This is a genomic window from Microbacterium enclense (genome assembly GCA_038182865.1).
Lineage (GTDB): Bacteria > Actinomycetota > Actinomycetes > Actinomycetales > Microbacteriaceae > Microbacterium > Microbacterium enclense_B.
The window spans coordinates 1,250,743-1,267,645 of record CP116226.1; the positions used below are offsets into that span (position 1 = coordinate 1,250,743).

At 64.3% G+C, this 16,903-nt stretch carries 15 protein-coding genes and 1 pseudogene; 12 read left to right on the forward strand and 4 right to left on the reverse strand.

What is annotated here, in order from left to right:
• Window positions 1-23: 23 nt before the first annotated feature.
• Both PIR02_05880 and PIR02_05885 read left to right on the forward strand, forming a co-directional pair.
• Complete coding sequence (locus tag PIR02_05880; protein ID WZH38195.1) at window positions 24-503, forward strand: MarR family winged helix-turn-helix transcriptional regulator; 480 nt, start codon at window positions 24-26, stop codon at window positions 501-503.
• A gap of 53 nt (window positions 504-556) precedes the next feature.
• Window positions 557-1,411, forward strand: a complete 855-nt coding sequence (locus tag PIR02_05885) for an endo alpha-1,4 polygalactosaminidase (GenBank protein WZH38196.1) — start codon at window positions 557-559, stop codon at window positions 1,409-1,411.
• Between the two features lie 128 nt (window positions 1,412-1,539).
• Here the strand turns inward: PIR02_05885 and PIR02_05890 are convergent, their stop codons facing one another.
• Window positions 1,540-1,953, reverse strand: a complete 414-nt coding sequence (locus tag PIR02_05890) for a helix-turn-helix domain-containing protein (protein ID WZH38197.1) — start codon at window positions 1,951-1,953, stop codon at window positions 1,540-1,542.
• A 51-nt stretch (window positions 1,954-2,004) separates the two neighbouring features.
• Between PIR02_05890 and PIR02_05895 the strand changes: the two genes are divergently transcribed.
• Window positions 2,005-2,853 carry an alpha/beta hydrolase gene (locus tag PIR02_05895; GenBank protein ID WZH38198.1) on the forward strand — a complete coding sequence of 283 codons (849 nt, stop codon included), beginning with the start codon at window positions 2,005-2,007 and terminating at the stop codon, window positions 2,851-2,853.
• Between the two features lie 42 nt (window positions 2,854-2,895).
• On the opposite strand, the gene PIR02_05900 is transcribed toward PIR02_05895, so the two are convergent.
• On the reverse strand, window positions 2,896-3,369 hold the full coding sequence (locus PIR02_05900; GenBank protein WZH38199.1) for a DUF664 domain-containing protein: 474 nt from the start codon (window positions 3,367-3,369) through the stop codon (window positions 2,896-2,898).
• A gap of 66 nt (window positions 3,370-3,435) precedes the next feature.
• On the opposite strand from PIR02_05900, the gene PIR02_05905 reads away from it, so the two are divergent.
• Both PIR02_05905 and PIR02_05910 read left to right on the forward strand, forming a co-directional pair.
• The gene (locus PIR02_05905; GenBank protein WZH38200.1) at window positions 3,436-4,041 is read left to right on the forward strand and encodes a helix-turn-helix domain-containing protein; all 606 of its coding nucleotides are present in this window, start codon (window positions 3,436-3,438) and stop codon (window positions 4,039-4,041) included.
• A gap of 92 nt (window positions 4,042-4,133) precedes the next feature.
• Window positions 4,134-4,544 carry an Imm70 family immunity protein gene (locus tag PIR02_05910; protein ID WZH38201.1) on the forward strand — a complete coding sequence of 137 codons (411 nt, stop codon included), beginning with the start codon at window positions 4,134-4,136 and terminating at the stop codon, window positions 4,542-4,544.
• Window positions 4,545-4,561: 17 nt separating this feature from the next.
• Here PIR02_05910 and PIR02_05915 read toward each other — a convergent pair whose 3' ends face one another.
• Window positions 4,562-5,977: an MFS transporter gene (locus PIR02_05915; protein ID WZH38202.1), complete on the reverse strand. Its 1,416-nt coding sequence runs from the start codon at window positions 5,975-5,977 to the stop codon at window positions 4,562-4,564.
• Window positions 5,978-6,080: 103 nt separating this feature from the next.
• On the opposite strand from PIR02_05915, the gene PIR02_05920 reads away from it, so the two are divergent.
• Complete coding sequence (locus PIR02_05920; GenBank protein ID WZH38203.1) at window positions 6,081-6,938, forward strand: helix-turn-helix transcriptional regulator; 858 nt, start codon at window positions 6,081-6,083, stop codon at window positions 6,936-6,938.
• A 302-nt stretch (window positions 6,939-7,240) separates the two neighbouring features.
• Here the strand turns inward: PIR02_05920 and PIR02_05925 are convergent, their stop codons facing one another.
• Window positions 7,241-9,259: a hypothetical protein gene (locus tag PIR02_05925; protein WZH38204.1), complete on the reverse strand. Its 2,019-nt coding sequence runs from the start codon at window positions 9,257-9,259 to the stop codon at window positions 7,241-7,243.
• Window positions 9,260-9,350: 91 nt separating this feature from the next.
• Between PIR02_05925 and PIR02_05930 the strand changes: the two are divergent.
• The 6 genes and pseudogenes from PIR02_05930 to PIR02_05955 all read left to right on the forward strand — a co-directional run bounded on the left by PIR02_05930 (window position 9,351) and on the right by PIR02_05955 (window position 16,064).
• A pseudogene (locus PIR02_05930) lies at window positions 9,351-9,715 on the forward strand (DDE-type integrase/transposase/recombinase).
• A gap of 42 nt (window positions 9,716-9,757) precedes the next feature.
• Entirely contained in the window at window positions 9,758-10,045 is a 288-nt protein-coding gene (locus PIR02_05935) for a hypothetical protein (GenBank protein WZH38205.1), read from the forward strand.
• Window positions 10,045-11,358 (forward strand): DNA (cytosine-5-)-methyltransferase, encoded by a 1,314-nt coding sequence (gene dcm, locus PIR02_05940; GenBank protein WZH38206.1) that lies wholly within the window; start codon window positions 10,045-10,047, stop codon window positions 11,356-11,358. Before PIR02_05935 ends, dcm begins: the two co-directional genes overlap by 1 nt.
• Window positions 11,358-12,908 (forward strand): ATP-binding protein, encoded by a 1,551-nt coding sequence (locus PIR02_05945; GenBank protein ID WZH39084.1) that lies wholly within the window; start codon window positions 11,358-11,360, stop codon window positions 12,906-12,908. The genes dcm and PIR02_05945 overlap by 1 nt, the downstream gene beginning before the upstream one ends.
• Window positions 12,901-15,114 (forward strand): Z1 domain-containing protein, encoded by a 2,214-nt coding sequence (locus PIR02_05950; GenBank protein ID WZH38207.1) that lies wholly within the window; start codon window positions 12,901-12,903, stop codon window positions 15,112-15,114. Before PIR02_05945 ends, PIR02_05950 begins: the two co-directional genes overlap by 8 nt.
• Window positions 15,114-16,064 (forward strand): PD-(D/E)XK motif protein, encoded by a 951-nt coding sequence (locus PIR02_05955; GenBank protein ID WZH38208.1) that lies wholly within the window; start codon window positions 15,114-15,116, stop codon window positions 16,062-16,064. Before PIR02_05950 ends, PIR02_05955 begins: the two co-directional genes overlap by 1 nt.
• The last annotated feature ends 839 nt before the right edge of the window (window positions 16,065-16,903 follow it).

The following is a 16,903-nucleotide window of genomic DNA, read 5'->3' on the forward strand; positions in this document are numbered from 1 at the left end:
CCGCACGACGTTCGGAGCACCTCATGACCTACGCCGTTCCGCGCATGACCCCCGAAGAGGGCGAAGCCTGGCTCGGGCTCTTGCGCGTGAGCAACCTGCTGCCGAGCGAGCTCGATGCGCAGTTGCTGCGCGACTCCGCGATGACGCATTACGAGTTCGCCGTCATGTCGTACCTTCGAGCGATGCCCGAGTCGACGGCATCCATGAGCGAGATCGCCGAGGCCACCAACGCCACTCTCCCGCGGGTGTCGCACGTGTGCCGTCGGTTGGAGGGGCGCGGGCTGGTCGAGAAGTCGATCTCGTCCGCCGATCGCCGCGTCAGCATGGCCACCCTGACCGCGGCGGGTCGCCGGGAGTTGATCCGCGCGACGCCTCGACACATCGCCACGGCGCGCCGGCTCGTGATCGACGCGCTCTCGCCGGAGGATCTCGCCCACCTCTCGCGCATCACCGCGATTCTCGGCGAGAATCTCGACCCATTGCATCGGTTTGGTCCACAGTGACACGGGGGCGACCGATCACCGCGACGTCGGCGCCGACGGACAGAGGGGATGCCATGACCGGCCGCCCGCCCCTGGTGCGGGCCGTCGCTGTGCTGGGACTGGTTCTGTTCTTGGCCGCCTGCTCGTCCCCGAGCGGCGACCCCGTCGCTGACGGGTCGACGGGTGATGCGCGCGCGTCCGTGCGCCTGCCCGACACGTCCGGCGGGTTCGACTACCAGCTCGGCGGACCCTACCCGCCCCCGTCCGGTGTGACCGTCGTGGAGCGGGATCGGACGGTCGAGCCTTCCAGCGCGGGATACGACATCTGTTACGTCAACGGCTTTCAGACCCAGCCTGGCGAGTCCGAGGGCTTCGCCGCGGCCCACCCCGACCTGGTCGTGCAGACAAGCTCCGGTCCGCTCGTCGACGAGGGGTGGCCCGACGAGTACATCCTCGACACCTCGACCCCTGGCAAACGTGCCGCGCTCGCCGACCTGGTGGGGGAGTGGATCGACGAATGCGCGGCCGACGGGTTCGCGGCCGTCGAGATCGACAATCTCGATTCGTACACGCGCTCCGATGGCGCTCTCACCGCCGAGAACAATCTCGATCTCGCCGCGACCTACGCACAGCGCGCCCACGCCGCGGGGCTCGCGATCGCGCAGAAGAACACGGCCGACCAGGTGTCCGCGCTTCGCGCCCTCGGGTACGACTTCGCGGTGACCGAATCCTGCTACGAGTTCCAGGAGTGCGCGGCCTACACCGACGAGTATCCCGTGGTGCTCGACATCGAGTACACCGACGAACTCGGCGAGGACGGTTTCGTCGATGCCTGCGCAGACCCCCAGCGCCCGCCCGTGATGATCCTGCGGGACCACGACCTCACCACGCCCGACGACGCGGACTACGTCTACCAAATCTGCCCGTGACCTCCGCTCGGCAGAGGTGTGGGGCACCCATTCGACAGTGGTCCGGACGTGCCCCTGCGGGGTGATCACGCGTGCCGGGGGTCGGGCTGATGGGGGCAGATCCCGTACCCCACCGACCCGGTCTTCGATCAGCGCGAGCCCGCTCGCGCGCCGTGGTCGTCGACCTCGCGCATGTGCTCTTCCGCCCACGACCTGAGGGCTGTGAGCGCCGGCACGAGCGAGCGTCCGAGAGGGGTGAGCGCGTAGTGCACGGCGGGGGGAGTGATGTCGGCGTCGACGCGTCGGCTGACGAGTCCATCCCGTGCGAGCTGGCGGAGAGTCTGCGACAGCATCTTCTGCGACACCCCGGCCATCGCACGACGCAACTCCGAGAAACGCAGGTCGCTCGCCTCGGCGAGAAGCAGCACGGTCATCACGGTCCACTTCGAGCCGACCCGATCGAGCAGCCCTCTGGTCGGGCACGTGGGGTCGAAGAGATCGCCCCTCGGTGAGGTTTCCTCGGAGTGCCCCTGTTTCGCTGAAGTGCCTTCTTCCGCGGTCATAGGCGCTCTCCTATCGTTACCAGGTAGCCAACTGTAACGATGGGATACCGGATGCCACGAGACGAGACGCAGCAGTTCGTGCAGCTGCCCGACCTGCGCGTGGCCATCGAGCGAACGGGCGCGGGCGCGCCGATTCTGCTCCTGCACGGGTTTCCGCACACCAAGGAGATCTGGAGAGAGGTAGTGCCTCTTCTCGCGGGGGCGGGTTACGAGGCGATCGCCGTGGATCTGCGGGGGATCGGCGCCACCGAGATCCCTCTGGACGGATACGACGCCGACACACTCGCCATCGATCAGGTGCGCCTCCTCGATGCGCTCGGTCTACCGCGGGCCCATGTGGTGGGTTTCGATTTCGGCGCTGCGCCGGCGTTCGCGATGGCGACGCGGCATCCGGAGCGGGTCCTGAGCCTCACGATCGTCGAGGCCGTCATCGGCGGTCTTGACGGCGCCGAGGACTTCTTCTCGGCGGGCGTCCCGTGGTGGTTCGGATTCCACCAGGCGCCCGGCGGACTCGCGGAAGACGTCGTCGCCGGCAGCGAGGAGCGGTACATCGAGTTCTTCCTCGCGGCCGGGGCGCGAACGGGCGTCCCCCGCGATCTGCGAGACCACCTCGTCGAGGCGTACACCGGGCACGAGCGGCTGCGCGCGGCGTTCGCGCACTACCGCGTGATGCCCGCGAACGCCGCAGCCAATCGGCGATGGGCCGAGAAGCACACGCTTTCCTTGCCGGCGAGCGCCGTGGGGGCATCGACGGTCGGCGATGCGCCCGCTCGGCAGCTCGAGCGGGTCGCCGAGGTGGTCGTCGCCACGCAGATCGCGTCGAGCGGCCACATCGTCCCGATCGACGCCCCGGCCGAGCTCGCGGCCGCCATCCTCGCCACCGCCCTGCGCGCCGCCTGAGGCGACTTCCCCCGGGCGCCTCTGCCCCGGCGGACGGGCGCCTCATCGCGCGTGCAGCGCCCGCAGGATGTCGAGCTGGCCCGTGTTCCACGCCAGTTCGCTGAGCACGTGCGTGCACAGGCTGAGCACCGTGCGGCGACCGCGCCCCGAGACGACGTCGTCGAGGTCGAGGCCGTCCAGGTTGTCGCGCGAGTGCTGGTGTATCCGCTGGCAGTGTTCGATGACGGATGCCACGGTGTCGGTCTTGCGCGTCTTCCACGAGTTCGCCGTGGCGACGGGCAGTCCCAGCTCCGAGCGGGGTCGCCCCGTGATGGCCTCGCCGAACCACACGCCCTCGACGTAGGCCGTGTGACGGACGACACCGAGCAGCGACGGTTTGCCGGGGACGACGACGGCGCGGGCCTGGTCGTCAGAGAGGCCGTCGAGACTGCCGATGATGAGCTGCCGGTAGTGCTCGATGCGGGTGTCGAGGTCGTCGCGTGTCGTGAATCCGGAATCGACGTGGGGGTGTGGCATCCGGTTCTCCTCTCGTGGGGGTCATCCCTCGATCGTTGCGGGGCGTCATGCGGATGGGCAAAGCTCGTGTCACATCTGCAAATCGGGGGAGTGGTGGCGGACGAAGCGGAGATCGTCGAGAGGGTGGGGCCGAGGCTGCGCACGTTTCGGCAGGTGGCGGGCCTGACGCTGACGCAGCTGGCCGAGCAGACCGGACTGACGCCCAGCACCCTGTCGCGGCTCGAGAGAGCCCGGATTCGGCCCTCGCTCGAGCACCTGCTGCCGCTCGCGCGGGTGTACGGGGTGCCCCTCGATGAGCTCGTCGCCGCGCCCTCGCACAGCGACCCGCGCGTGCACCTCCGGCCGGTGCGGCGCGAGGGGCTCACGTATGTTCCGCTGGGCGTGAACCGGGGCGAGCTTCAGGCTTTCAAGGTGATCTACCCCGCCGTGACGGCGCTCCCACCGGCGCGATTTCACTCGCATCCCGGGAGGGAGTGGCTGTACGTGCTGGCCGGCGAGATTCGGCTGGTGCTGTCGGATCAGGTCACCGACCTGACGGTGGGGGAGGCGGCGGAGTTCGACACGGCGACGCCGCACTGGATCGGCAACGCGCATCTGACGGTGCCCGCGGAGATCATCGCCATCTACGGTAAGCAGGGCGGTCGCATCCATCTCACCGACTTCGAACAGTGACGTTGCCGATCCGGAATGGAGCTCGCCCTCGGACGTATCGAGCCGCCGTCGATCGAGCGAGTCTCCCGCTCGCGCATTCTTATACTCGTGGCGTGACAGTGAACCTGCGGGTGGGACCGATCGCCTATCCCGTCGGCCGTGCCGACTTCCTCGGTTCGTTCTTCGATACCCTCACCGCGCGGCTCGAGGACGGCGTTCGCGGGTCGCGGTTCCCGACGCTCGCGGCTCTCTACCTCGACGGGGAATTGTCACCGGATGCCGCGAGCGCGGCGCGTGACGAACTTGAGCGTGCGGAGCACGAGCTCCGCCAGCACCCACCCACGGCCGTGGTCTGGGACATCGACCACCCGGCGACTCTCCCGCCGTGGGGGACGAACATCGCCGACACGATCGTCTCGCTCGGCGACTACTTCGTGACCTCCGACGGACGACCCCTGATCGCCGTGATGGACAGCGCGCTCGATGCGAGCGTCCGCACCGGAAAGCCCGTGCGGATCGCCTGACCCTCTGCGTCGCCCCGTCACGCGTCCGAGGTCGAGCGAGCGCGCAGCGCGAGTCCGACGATCCCGGATGCCACGACGCAGATCGCCGCGTTCACGATCACCGCCGTGCTGACGCCGAGACTCAGGCCGGTGGCGCTCGCCGCGACGATCGCCGACATCACGGGGGTGCCGACGGTGATGCCGATCTGCTGACTCATCGTCGCGAGCCCGGTCGCCAGGCCCTGCTCCTCGTCGCGCACGCCGGTGGTCGCGGTGACCATGAAGCCGACGATGGCCACGAGGTTCGCGACGCCACCGACGAAGGTTCCGACGAGGACGACGAGGAGCCAGCCGGACAGCAGGTCGAGGAAGGCGAGCGGGATCGTGGCCGCGGCCTGCACCGCAAGGCCCGCCACGATCGCGCGCGTCGCGCCTATGCGGGCGATGATGCGGGGCGCGATGAGTCCGCCGATCACCGTCCCAATGCCGAGCACCGCGAAGACGAGGCCCGCCTGGAGGGGGCTGAAGCCCCGGACGTTCTGCAGGTACAGGGTGAGCAGGAACACGATCGACGTCTCGGTCGCGAAGGCGACGACCCCGGCGATGTTGCCCCACGCGATCACGCGACGCCGCAGGACGCCGAGCGGGACGAGGGGGTCGCGCACCATCCTCTCCGTCATCACGAACGCGAACACCATGACCGCGGCGAACAGCAGCGACCCCCAGCTCCGCGCATCGCCCCACGAGTGCTCGCTCGCTTGCGTCAGTCCGAACACCGCGGCCGCGAGCGCGAGGGTGACGGTGAGGGCGCCGAGGGTGTCGAGTCTCGGCCGCTCGGGCGACCTGGTCTCGCGGAGCACCGCGGGAGCGATCGCCAGGACGACGACGGCCACGACGACGTTGACGAAGAACGCCCACCGCCAGCTGACGAGGTCGGTGAGGAGGCCGCCGAGCACGGCGCCGGTCGTGAACCCCGCGGCCATGAGCGCGCCGTTGAGCCCGAGGGCGCGGTCACGGAGTCGCCCCTCGGGGAACGACGTCGTCAGCAGGGACAGCGCGGCCGGGGTGACGGCGGCCGTCGCGATGCCCTGCGCGATGCGCGCCGCGATGAGCACCCACGGTTCGTTCGCGAGCCCGCCCACGAGCGAGGCGACACCGAGCAGGGTGATGCCGGCGAGGAACTGGCGGCGACGGCCGAACAGGTCGGCGCATCGCCCGAAGAAGAGCGTGAAGCCGGCCGCGCACACGGCGAACGAGGTCGCGATCCACTGCAGGTCGGCGAGACCGAAGCCGACCTCGGCGCCAATGCGCGGGAGCGCCACGTTGAGGATCGAGAAGTCCACCGCCAGAGTGAAGCTCGCGGTGAGCAGGACGAAGAGCGCGAGGCGCTGACGGATGCCGAGGGCGTCGGGCTTCGTGGCGGCGGTCGCCGTGGTCGGGGAGTCGGTGTTCATGGCATCCACCCTGCGAACGAGGGCGCGGCCCAGCCAGGACTCCCTCGGTGGTACCCCTCGCAGGGGCAGGCACACGGCGGGTGTGGTGGGTCAGACTGGAACGGTGCCATCACTACGCGGGCAGGGACGGGTGTCGAGCGAGCTGGGGGATTTCCTCCGCAGCCGCCGCGATGCCGTGACGCCGGAGGCGGCGGGCGTGACCTCGTGGGGCCAGCGGCGGGTGCCGGGTCTGCGGCGTGAGGAGTTGGCGCAGATCGCCGGGATCTCGGTGAACTACTACACGCGGCTCGAGCAGGGGCAGTCGAGCAACGCCAGCGACGCGATCATCGAGGCGCTCGCGCGGGCTCTCGACCTCGACGACGACGAGCGGGTGCACCTGTACGAGCTCGCGCGCCCGGTGCCCGCGCGCCGCACCCGCGCGGCTCGGGCGGAGGTGGCCGTTCCCGGGGCGCTCGCTCTGCTGGCGTCGATGCCGACGGTTCCGGCGCTGCTTCTCGGGCGGCGCAATGACGTGCTGGCCTGGAATCGTCTCGGTCACGCGCTCGTGGCGGGGCATCTTGCGTTCACGGATCCGGATGACCCGGCGACTCGTCCGAATCAGATGCGCCTGTTGTTCCTCGACCGGCACACGCGCGAGCTGCACCGGAACTGGACGGAAGAGGCCGCGTCGGCCGTTGCGTCGCTGCGGTATGTGGCCGGGCAGTATCCCGACGATCGCGCGCTCGCCGAGCTGGTGGGGGAGTTGTCGATGAACAGCCGGGACTTCGCGCGCCTGTGGGCGAAGCACGACGTGCGGCTCTGCTCGAGCGGAACGAAGCGGTTGCATCACCCGCAGGTGGGCGATCTCGACCTGCACTACGAGGTGCTGCACCTGCCCGACAGCAACGGTCAGCGTCTGCTCACGCATACGGCGGAGGCGGGGAGTGCGGCGGCGGATGCGTTGGCGCTCCTGGGGCGATGACCCTCCGCGCCGGGATCCTTGCAGTCGGTTACGGAACCCAGAACCCCAGTGTGCAGAGCAGCCGCGTCTCGTCGTCGGCACCCGCGGGTGGGTCGATGGCGGGCGGGAAGACGCCCCACTGCCGCCACTCGTCGGCGGAGTGATATCTGTGGCGCCCGGAAAACCACAAGCCCGTGGTGCGAGACTTGCGGTAGGTGCCGAGGAAGTGGGCCAGTGTTATCCGTCCCCGCAAACATTCGCGTGTGCGAGATGGCTCGCAACAGCGAATCCAAGCGAAGACCGTTCGGACACTCAAAGCTACGTCAGAGGGTCCACGTCTCGCGGCCTATGCGCCGTCCTGCGCGGTAGTCGCGCTTCAGATCATCTTCCGTGGGGTCGACGTGGGGGACACCAGGGAGGCGCGGCACAGGGCCCCACTGCGCATGCAGGTCCGCAACCCTCTTGAACGCCTGCTCAAGACGCGCCTCCGACGATCCGCTGCCGGGCGAGTGAATCCTCAACATGCTCAGAAGATCATCAAGCAGTCGTCCTGCAAGCTGGACCGGGGCCGGCCGTTCCGCAAGAAGTGCAGTCTGCTCCAGTGCATGGCGCGCCAATTGAATCCTCATGAACGCGACTCGCAAGTCGCGCGCCGCCTGATCGAGCCACCCATCCAAGGCGTCGTCGATGCTGATCCACGCGACCGCGCGTGATGCGAGGAGCCGCCCTTCAGCTTCTAGCCGAGCGCAGTAGTTGAGGGGAAGGAATGTGGAAAGCGGCATCGCCGACAGGTGCGACAATGCCGCCTGCCACACTGGGGTGGTCAACTCGCACGCCCTTCGACTCACGCTGAAACTGACCGACGGCTGCTCGGCGCGCACATCGAACGCCTCGATGCCAGGCAGGTCCCTGGCGACGTTCATGATTGCTTGAAAGCACGGATTGATCTGTCCGTGCTGGAGTGACTTCAGCTTGATGCTCGCGGTACGTGAGTTGAACTGGCTCGCGAGTAGTTCCAGTCGATTAGTAGCGAAGTACCCGCCAGCGTTATCAAGGCGAGCGATGTGCGAGGTCGCCGTACCAAGATCGGTTGCGCTCTGGATCACCACACGCGAGGTTTGGAAGATCCTAATTGCCATGCGTATCCCGCCGACGAGAGATTCCGCAACGGAGCGGGCGATGTCGATGTCATTAAGGGCGACAGGTTCTCCCCGCACGAGAAGCTGTTCAATGAAGCCGTCCCAGTGGATCTCTTGGTGAGATACGCCGTTGCGTACTTCAACTAGTGCCGCACGAGCGACCACGGATGCTAGCCAACCGTCATCCGTACCGAGCGCATCACAGACGTTGGACAGTGTCGGGCGCGGTGCTAGCGATCCCGTTTGCAAGCAGTGAACGGCCCAGCCGAATGTGCGGAACGGGCCTTCGAGCACACTGGCATAGAGTTCTGCGCTGGCAATGGCTACGCTCTCGGGATCGTCAGAGCCTGCGATCAGCTGCCGAAGTGACGTGCGCCTTCGTTCGCCTTCTCGTTCATTAGGCAGATTCGACTCGACGTCTTGAAGCACGCTCTCGACCAGTTGTGTGTCGTGCGCGCCCAAGAGGACGAGAGTGAGCCTGAACGCATCACTGGCAATAAGAGGTTGCCCTGCGCCGACCACGGTTGCCAGCGCGTCAACGAGGCTTCCGAGGCTCTGTGTTGCGGGCACTCCCAGGGACTCCAGGTGCGGGGCGAGCAGTGCGACGAGGGCACCGTTCTTGTAGGCGTAGGTCCGGAGGACGCTTGAACGGTCGAACCGTCCTTCATCGTCGATGGGCGCGACCTGCAAACCAAATAGGCGGGCGAGCGGGTGGAGTTGCTCATCACCAGGTCTGCTCTTGCGGTCCCCGCGAGCCTCGACGCGGGGTGGTAGCCAGCCGTTTGGGATGCCTTCCTCTATGAAGTCAACGGCGTACAGGAGAGATGAATCGACGTTGCTGACGAGGGCGATTGCAGAATCTGCGTCAAAGATCTCGAACGGCGAACGCCTCCGCAACTCCTCAAGCAGGTCTCTCCTCGCCTTCACCAATAGGCTGAGCCACCGCGCAGTCGACTTGAAAGTGATTGGATGCGCGGGGCCCTCGTGAACTAGATCGTTGAACTCGGACACCTCGTCCAGGAGCGCATTCTGACACTCGGCTCGCGTTGGCGAACGGAGCGGCAAAGTGTGCGAACGACCAATGTGCATCTGATCCTGGTCGAGCGATGCGCGGGCGTCCGATGCGAGCCGCTTGCGGGCATCGACGGGCAACGACAGGACCGCCCGCCAAGGTTCATCGGCTTCAGGCTGACTAGGCGACATGAGGGGCGACTTTCGTACACGGCTGCCGTATGGCCTTCCGAACCGAGGCCATTTGAAGCATACGCAGGGCACGTCGCTGGCGATGTTCTGACGCTACGAGCACGACCATCGAGGGTCGATGATCCACGTCGAGGCGAGCGAGTTCGGCAAGATCCCGGATGGTGGCGGTTCGTCGGCGTGAAGCAGGGCAACAGGAGCAAGTCCGCGACATCGCATCGCACGGGCAAGTGGAGCGTGGACCGGCACGCACGCACCGGCACCACGTTCCTGCATACAGTCCTCGACGACCACTCCCGAGTTGCCTACGTCGAGATCTGAGAGAACGAGGAGGCCGACGCCGCGATTGTCGTCCTCCGGCACGCGGTCGCCTGGTACACCGAACGCGGCGTCACCGTGGAGCGGGTTCTGTCCGACAACGGCTCGGCCTATCGTTCCTACGCGTGGCGTGACGCGTGCGTCGGACCCAGATCGGAGTGCGGGGTGAGGTAGGAAGAGAGGGTGGCAATCCTCACGCGCTTCTACCCAGACGATCGATCGTTCCGCAGGTCGGCAAGCAAGGCCGAGTGCGCCTTCCGTGTGCTGACGGGCGATGACGGCGTCGAGTATCTGCAACTCGTGTCATTCGGCTCGAGTGAACGTCGGGATGTCGGTACTTCCTCGCAGAATATTCGCATGGATGAAGAACGTGCAGCCAAGCTTGTCGATATCATTCTGGCCTCCTTCCCTGGCATCGAATGCCGTTTGTCTTCCACGAGCCTCGCTCGGTTTGCGGGCGGGGGCGAGTGATGGCCGATTTCACATTCATCGACCTTTTCGCCGGCCTCGGTGGGTTTCACGTTGCGCTGGAGGCACTCGGCGGTGAAGCAGTTTTTGCGGCGGAGTGGGTTCCGGAGTTGGCTGGTCTCTATGAGGCGAACTTCGGTCTCCGTCCGGCGGGGGACATCAACGACGTCGATCCTGTCGCCATCCCGGACCATGACGTACTGGCCGCGGGGTTCCCGTGCCAGCCTTTTTCAAAGGCCGGTGACCAGCTTGGATTCGAAGACACTTTGCAAGGCAACCTGTTCTTCGCCGTACTGCGCGTCCTTGACGCAAAGCGCCCGAGCCACTTCATCCTCGAGAATGTCCCGAACATCCTGACTCATGATCAGGGGCGGACAATCGCCAGAATTGAGCGGGAACTGCGCGCCCTCGGATACTCCGTGCGCGTGGGACGTCTGAGCCCACACTCGTTCGGCGTTCCACAGATCCGCGATCGCGCGTACATCATCGGTTCGCGCGACAGCCTGGCATCCTTTCGGTGGCCCATCCCCAACGACGCACCCACAGACATTCGCTCCGTGCTCGACATCGCTCCTTCGGACGCGCGTCCGATCGGTGAAGTTGCTACGCTGGCGTTGGAAGCCTGGGACCGATTCCTGACCGCATCCCCTGAGGCGGTCGCGCTGCCATCCTTCCCGATCTGGGCGATGGAGTTTGGCGCCACATACCCATATGAAGACGCCACGCCTTTCGCTCTTCTCGAGACCGGCGGTCTAGAGTTCCTGCGGGGATCGAGAGGCTCGTTCGGCAGGCGGCTGAGGCATCTCTCGACCGAGGAAATGTGGGCGAGCCTCCCCAGCCATTCGCGGCGGGGGCAGCGAGTCTTCCCCCGATGGAAGCAGCGGTTCATTCAGCAGAATCGTGATTTCTACGCTTCGAATGCGGACTGGATTGATCCCGCGATCCTGGGCATCGAGAAACTTCCCTCCAGCTATCAGAAGTTTGAATGGAACGCACAGGGAGAGGAACGAAGCGTGTGGAAGTACGTCGTTCAGTTCCGCGCGTCGGGAGTTCGCGTCAAGCGGCCAACGACGGCACCCTCCTTGGTCGCGATGACCGACTCCCAGGTCCCGGTGATCGGCTGGGAGCGTCGATACATGACTCCCCGGGAGTGCGCTCGTCTGCAGAGTCTTGACGGTATCAAACTGCCCTCGAGTCCGAAAAGTGCCTACCGCGCGCTCGGTAACGCTGTGAACGCCAAAGTGGTGAAAGAAGTAGGGTCCACGCTATTCGCTGCGTCTCCCATCACTCAACAGATGGAAGCGTTGGTCGCGTGATGGAGTCGGTCGACATCCGACCAGGGGTCAACATCCTTGGTGTTTTGCAAAGTCTGAATTACAAGGCCTGGTATGCGCTCGGAGAGTTCGTGGACAACGCGCTGGGCAGCTATCTGACTGCTCGGGCGCATGGACTTCTGGGGCGGACTCCGCTGCGTGTGAAAATCTCCATCAGCCATGTTGGCGTCGGTCGCATCACAATCGCGGACAACGCGCTTGGTATCCGAGGAGAGGACTTTCCGCGAGCCTTCCGCGCTGCGGAGCCACCGCCGGTGCCCGGAGGTCTTTCTGAGTTCGGCATGGGGATGAAAAGTGCGGCAACTTGGTTCGCTGGCAGGTGGTCTGTACGCACATCGGCTATTGGTGAGTCAGTACAGAGATCAGTGCATTTTGACATGCGAAGGATCACCGAGACCCAACTTGAGTCGCTGCCCGTCACCATTGAGCCAGCTCTGCCGGAAGGTCACTTCACGGTAATACAACTCGAAGACCTCAATCACATGCCGCGCGGTCGCACAATCGAGAAGATTAAGCGGCACCTCACGAGCATCTATCGGCAGTTCCTCCGCGACGGCACCATGGAACTTATCTATAACGACGAACCGTTGCTCCTGGAAGAAGTAGAGGCGCTCGAAGCTCCGCCCGCGTGGAACAGGGAGGGACCTTCGGTTGAGTGGCGGAAACCCATCTCGTTCTCGATGGGGGATGGGCGCCTAGTGACGGGGTTTGCGGGCGTTCGCCGTCGAGGCAGTACGAGCGAGGCCGGGTTCGCACTGTTTCGACGCGGCCGATTGATAGTCGGGAGTTTCGACGAGCCTTATCGCCCCGAAGCCATCTTTAAGAAGTCGAACTCGTATGAGTATCAGCGCATCTGGGGCGAACTCGACCTTGAGGGTTTCGACGTTTCACACACCAAGGATGGGTTCGTGTGGGGCGAGGACGAAGAGGAGTTCCTGGATCTACTCCGTCGGCAGCTTGGCGAAGAGCCAATCGACCTCATCCGCCAGGCACAGGACTACCGGGCGAACGCTCTCACCCGTGCCCAGTTCTCACCACTCCGGGAGGCCGCGGACGAGGTGCGCCGCGCCTACGAGGATCGCCTTCCCGGGGCGGCCGCCGACTTGGAACGTGCTGAGTCGAGCGACGAGCCGCTGCCCGAATCAATCGATGAACAGCCTGAAGAGGTCAGTGCTAGCCATACCGTGCAGGTGAGAGCGGGCGACATCGAGTGGGTGCTCCGAGTTGACATTACCAATGACGAGTCCGTCTCCGACTGGATCGAGGTGGGCTCGACGACCAAGGTGCTCGATCCGAGTTCAATGCTGACAGTCCGACGGATCGAGGTGAAACTCTCGTGGGCTCACCCCTTCGTCCAGGCTTATGTAGGCGCCAATGGTGAAGCGAATCGCGCGTTGATCGGCATGGCGAGTGCCCTTGCCATCGCGTCCTCACTCAGTCAGGACGCTGGATACCCGAGTCGGCCGATGCTTCGCTACACAAATGATGTTCTTCGCCGAGTCCACGCGGCAATTGAGGATGACAATGTCTGACGCCACGATTCACCCGATCGATTCGGACACCGATGCGCCAGTGCCCACGTCTTGGCCCGCGACCGCCGGGAGCCGGGTGCAGGCGTCGATATCGAAGATGCGTAAGCGCCTCGGAGATGCGGAAGCGCAGCGCATCGCTAATGATTCTCTAGACATCCTCAGCCACTGCGTCGACCCGGCCGGGGACCCTCGTCAGAACGCCGTCCTGGTCATCGGGCAGGTTCAATCGGGTAAGACCATGTCCTTCACAACTCTGATCGCCGCGGCCAGGGATAACGGCTACGGGCTGGTCGTGCTCCTAGCGGGAACGAAGAACAACCTGCGCTCTCAGTCCGAGGATCGACTTACTCGAGACCTCGATATGGGAAGGCTGGAAACGCGGGATGCTTGGCGTCACTTCAGCAACCCGGGCGCTCTGAAGCGTGAGGAGATTCAGCAATCACTTCGGAACTGGATCCGCTTCCAGCACGAAGGTGGGCGGCAACGGCCGACAGTTGTCATCACGGCGCTCAAGCAGACAACGAGGATCGAAACGCTGACGGCACTCCTTACGAGTCTGGACCTGGGGGACGTGCCGACCCTCATCGTGGACGATGAGGCAGACCAAGCGAGCCTCAACACACGGGCGCGATTCAACTTGTTGAACGACGCCGATGAGCGAAGTCGTACCTACAGCACGATCGACTCGTTGCGCGCTGCTGTTCCGCGGCACTCCTTTGTTCAGTACACGGCGACTCCTCAAGCGAACCTGCTCCTTGGAATCACTGATGCGCTCAATCCCGAGTTTGTAAGGGTGATCGAAAGTGGACCGAGCTACACCGGCGGAGACTACTTCTTCCGCGAGCGTCGCGGCGATCTAGTCAGACGGCTGCCTCCTGAGGATCTAGTCCAGGATTACTCGGATCCTCCGGAGGTTGCGCCGGCGTCGTTGCAGGAAGCGCTCCGAGTCTTTCTTCTCGGATGCGCTGTCGTCGATCTTCGAGGCCTTGCCGAGAACCGATCGATGATGCTTCAGGTGGCCCAAGCCACCGAGCCGCACCAGCTGTACAAGGGCTGGGTAGACCGCTTGATTGAGTCATGGCCAGATCTGCTTGTAAGGATGCGCGATGAGCCAGATGTCCGAGACTCGTGGGTTTCCGCGTACAACGAACTTTCACGCACAGCTGACGACCTGCCGCCCCTGTTCGACCTCATAGACGCTGTCGCCGAGGTGTGTAGAGAATTGCAGGTCGTGGAGGTCAACTCCACGCCCAGCGGTGAGGAGGTCGACTGGAACCGCGACCGATTCTGGATTCTGATCGGGGGGCTCAAACTCGACCGGGGGTACACCGTCGAAGGTCTGACGGTCACGTACATCCCGCGGCCCGCGCCCGGGTCTACTGACGTACTTCAACAGCGCGCCAGATTCTTTGGTTATCGAAGAGAGTTCGGTGACTACTGCCGCATCTATCTCCCACGAACACTGGAAGACGAGTTCGTTGCCTACGTTCAGGACGAGCATGCTCTGAGGGCCACTCTCGCCTCGTGGCATGGAAGGCCACTTCTCGAGTGGAAACGGCAGTTCTTTATCTCGCAGAACGTCCGGCACTTCGCTCGAGCGAGTGTCATCGGCCGGCGAACGAGCCGAGTCAAGCTGGAAGGTGGCTGGACCTGGCCCAAGGGCATGCATATGGACCTTGCGTCGGTCCTGCACAATAATTCGGTAGTCGAGGAGTTTCGGCGCCGCTTACTGACGCAGATGGAGCCGCGCGGCGTCGAGGAAATCCCGAATGTGATTGATCGCCGCCAGGGTGCGGTGAGTCACGAATACTTCCCAGGCGTAGAGATCGCATCGATCCTCGAGGCAATGCTCGCGCTAACTCTGGATGACCAAGGTGATCGAGTGCTGATTACCGCACTTGCAAACTACGCCGCATACTTCGAGCCCGACTCTGATGTCGTGATGCTTGCCGGATTGAGCACAACTGGCCAGACGGGACGTGACATCACCTCTTTCCAGAGGAATCCATTCGTGGGTCGCAACCCCCAGGCTGTGACCGCTGATCGCCCCCTCTTATATGTGGGCGAGAGGGAGCTGCGCCGCAAGGACCGGTTTACTGTTCAGTTGCGCAGGGTTCGATTCACTAATATGGACGAGGAAGTTTCTTGGGTGCAATTCTTCGTGCCCCAGTCCGCCGAAAAGGATGTCGTCGTCGAGGTCTTCTGATGCAAAGCGCTGAAGAACTTCTGGCGATGATGTCTCAGGTGCGCATTCCTGAGCGCGCGAAATCGCTTAACGGGATCGTGACCCCCGAGGGATTCATCTGCGCACGCGGCACGGCGGGAGAGTTCGACGTCCTAATCCCAGAAATGCCCGATGTGGGACAGTTGACCGAAAGTCGAGTCGGATCGGTCCGCCTCACCTCAGGGGGTACTTACCGCGTGGTTGTCGGCCCCAGTGTTCGAATCGGCGCTTTTCTCAGGCTCTCACTGGCGTCTGACCGGGCGGACTTGCTAGGCGCATTCCTCTTCGTCATCGCTGCGATGCTGCCCGAAGAGTTCCCCGTTTCAAATGCGTCAGCGCTCCTCGGTCGTCTCGCCGAGGTTTTACGCCTCCTTCAAAACGACCCGCAACCTACTCCCGAGACGATCAAGGGGCTCTGGGCGGAACTGTGGCTGATACGTGCATCGCCGGATCGAGGACGTTTAGTTCGTGGGTGGCATGGGCGCGCGACCGACAAGATCGACTTCGAACTGGACAGCCGACTTCTAGAGGTGAAGTGCCACGAAGGACGCGAGCGAATGCACTCACTGCGTTTAGACCAGTTGCTCCTGCGGCCCGATGAGACATTTGTTGTCTCAGTATGTATTGCTTCCTCGCCGGGCGGGGAATCGATTGCCGACTTCCTGCGGGAGATTCTCCCGGATCTACGCCCGGCGGAGTCGCAACGTCTGACGTCCCGGGTGCTTGACACGGTGGGGACAGAGGTCGAGTTGTTGTCAGATTATCGCTTCAGCATCTGGCCGGACGTTCCCCCAACTGCTATCTCGAGCACATTCGTGCCCCGTCCGCTTGTCGATAGTCCTTCCATCAGCATGGTGAGTTTTCGGGTTGATCTCTCTGACGTCGCGAAGTACCACGGGGAACCGATCGATACTCTGTTAGGCGGTTTGTAACCCGCCCATCCCTCGCAGAACGCAACACTTCGCCGCTGCGGGGGAACTCGTCCGAACAGTCGCGAGCAACTCGTGCCTTGGCCCAGTATGGAGCAAGCGTTACCGGCGCCCGAGGCGGCGTCCGAGCAGGGCGCTCACCCCTCAGACTCGGCGTCGCTCAGTAGTCCGGTTTGCTGGCTGTGAACCACTCGAGAGCTTCGTCTTCGCCGGCGACCACGCTACCGATGCGGCCCACTAGACGCAGCCGGTCAACAATTGTGGCGTAAGGCGAAGGGGTATCGCAGGTGCTTGTCATCGATGTGATGCGGCACCGCCAGCATCCCGATCGCGTGGAGAGTCTCCTGTAGGTAGTTCACCCAGTGATCCGGCTTCAGTTCTGCGATCGTGTACTGCCACCGCGCGCTCGAACCTAGCGTCGCCTGGGCGATTCGAACGATCTGTCCCGGGCGCCGGTCCTGCCAGCTAAGAACCCCGATTGCGTCGACGCGTCGTGGCTGTACCCATTCTGACCGAATTTAGGCCCATACACGCGAAAGCCGTGACAACTAGCCGTTCTAAGATGGTCCTCGGATCGACCGACAATTTGGCACCGTACGCATGGGCCAAGGTTAGAACCAGCAGTCGGCCGTATTCAGTCTGTCCCCATCCGTCCTGGGCCTCCACACCGTCCTCGCTAACGGTGGACGGATACGCCTGCCCCAGAACGCCATTGCGCTGTTTGAGGATGGACATCGCCCAGTCCGGCCAATCGGGGTCATCGAGATCTTCCGTGCCGTCTTCGTTGTCGAGGCCTTCGATATCTGAGAGGTCGATATCGGGGTCGGTTGTGAAAAGGCCTC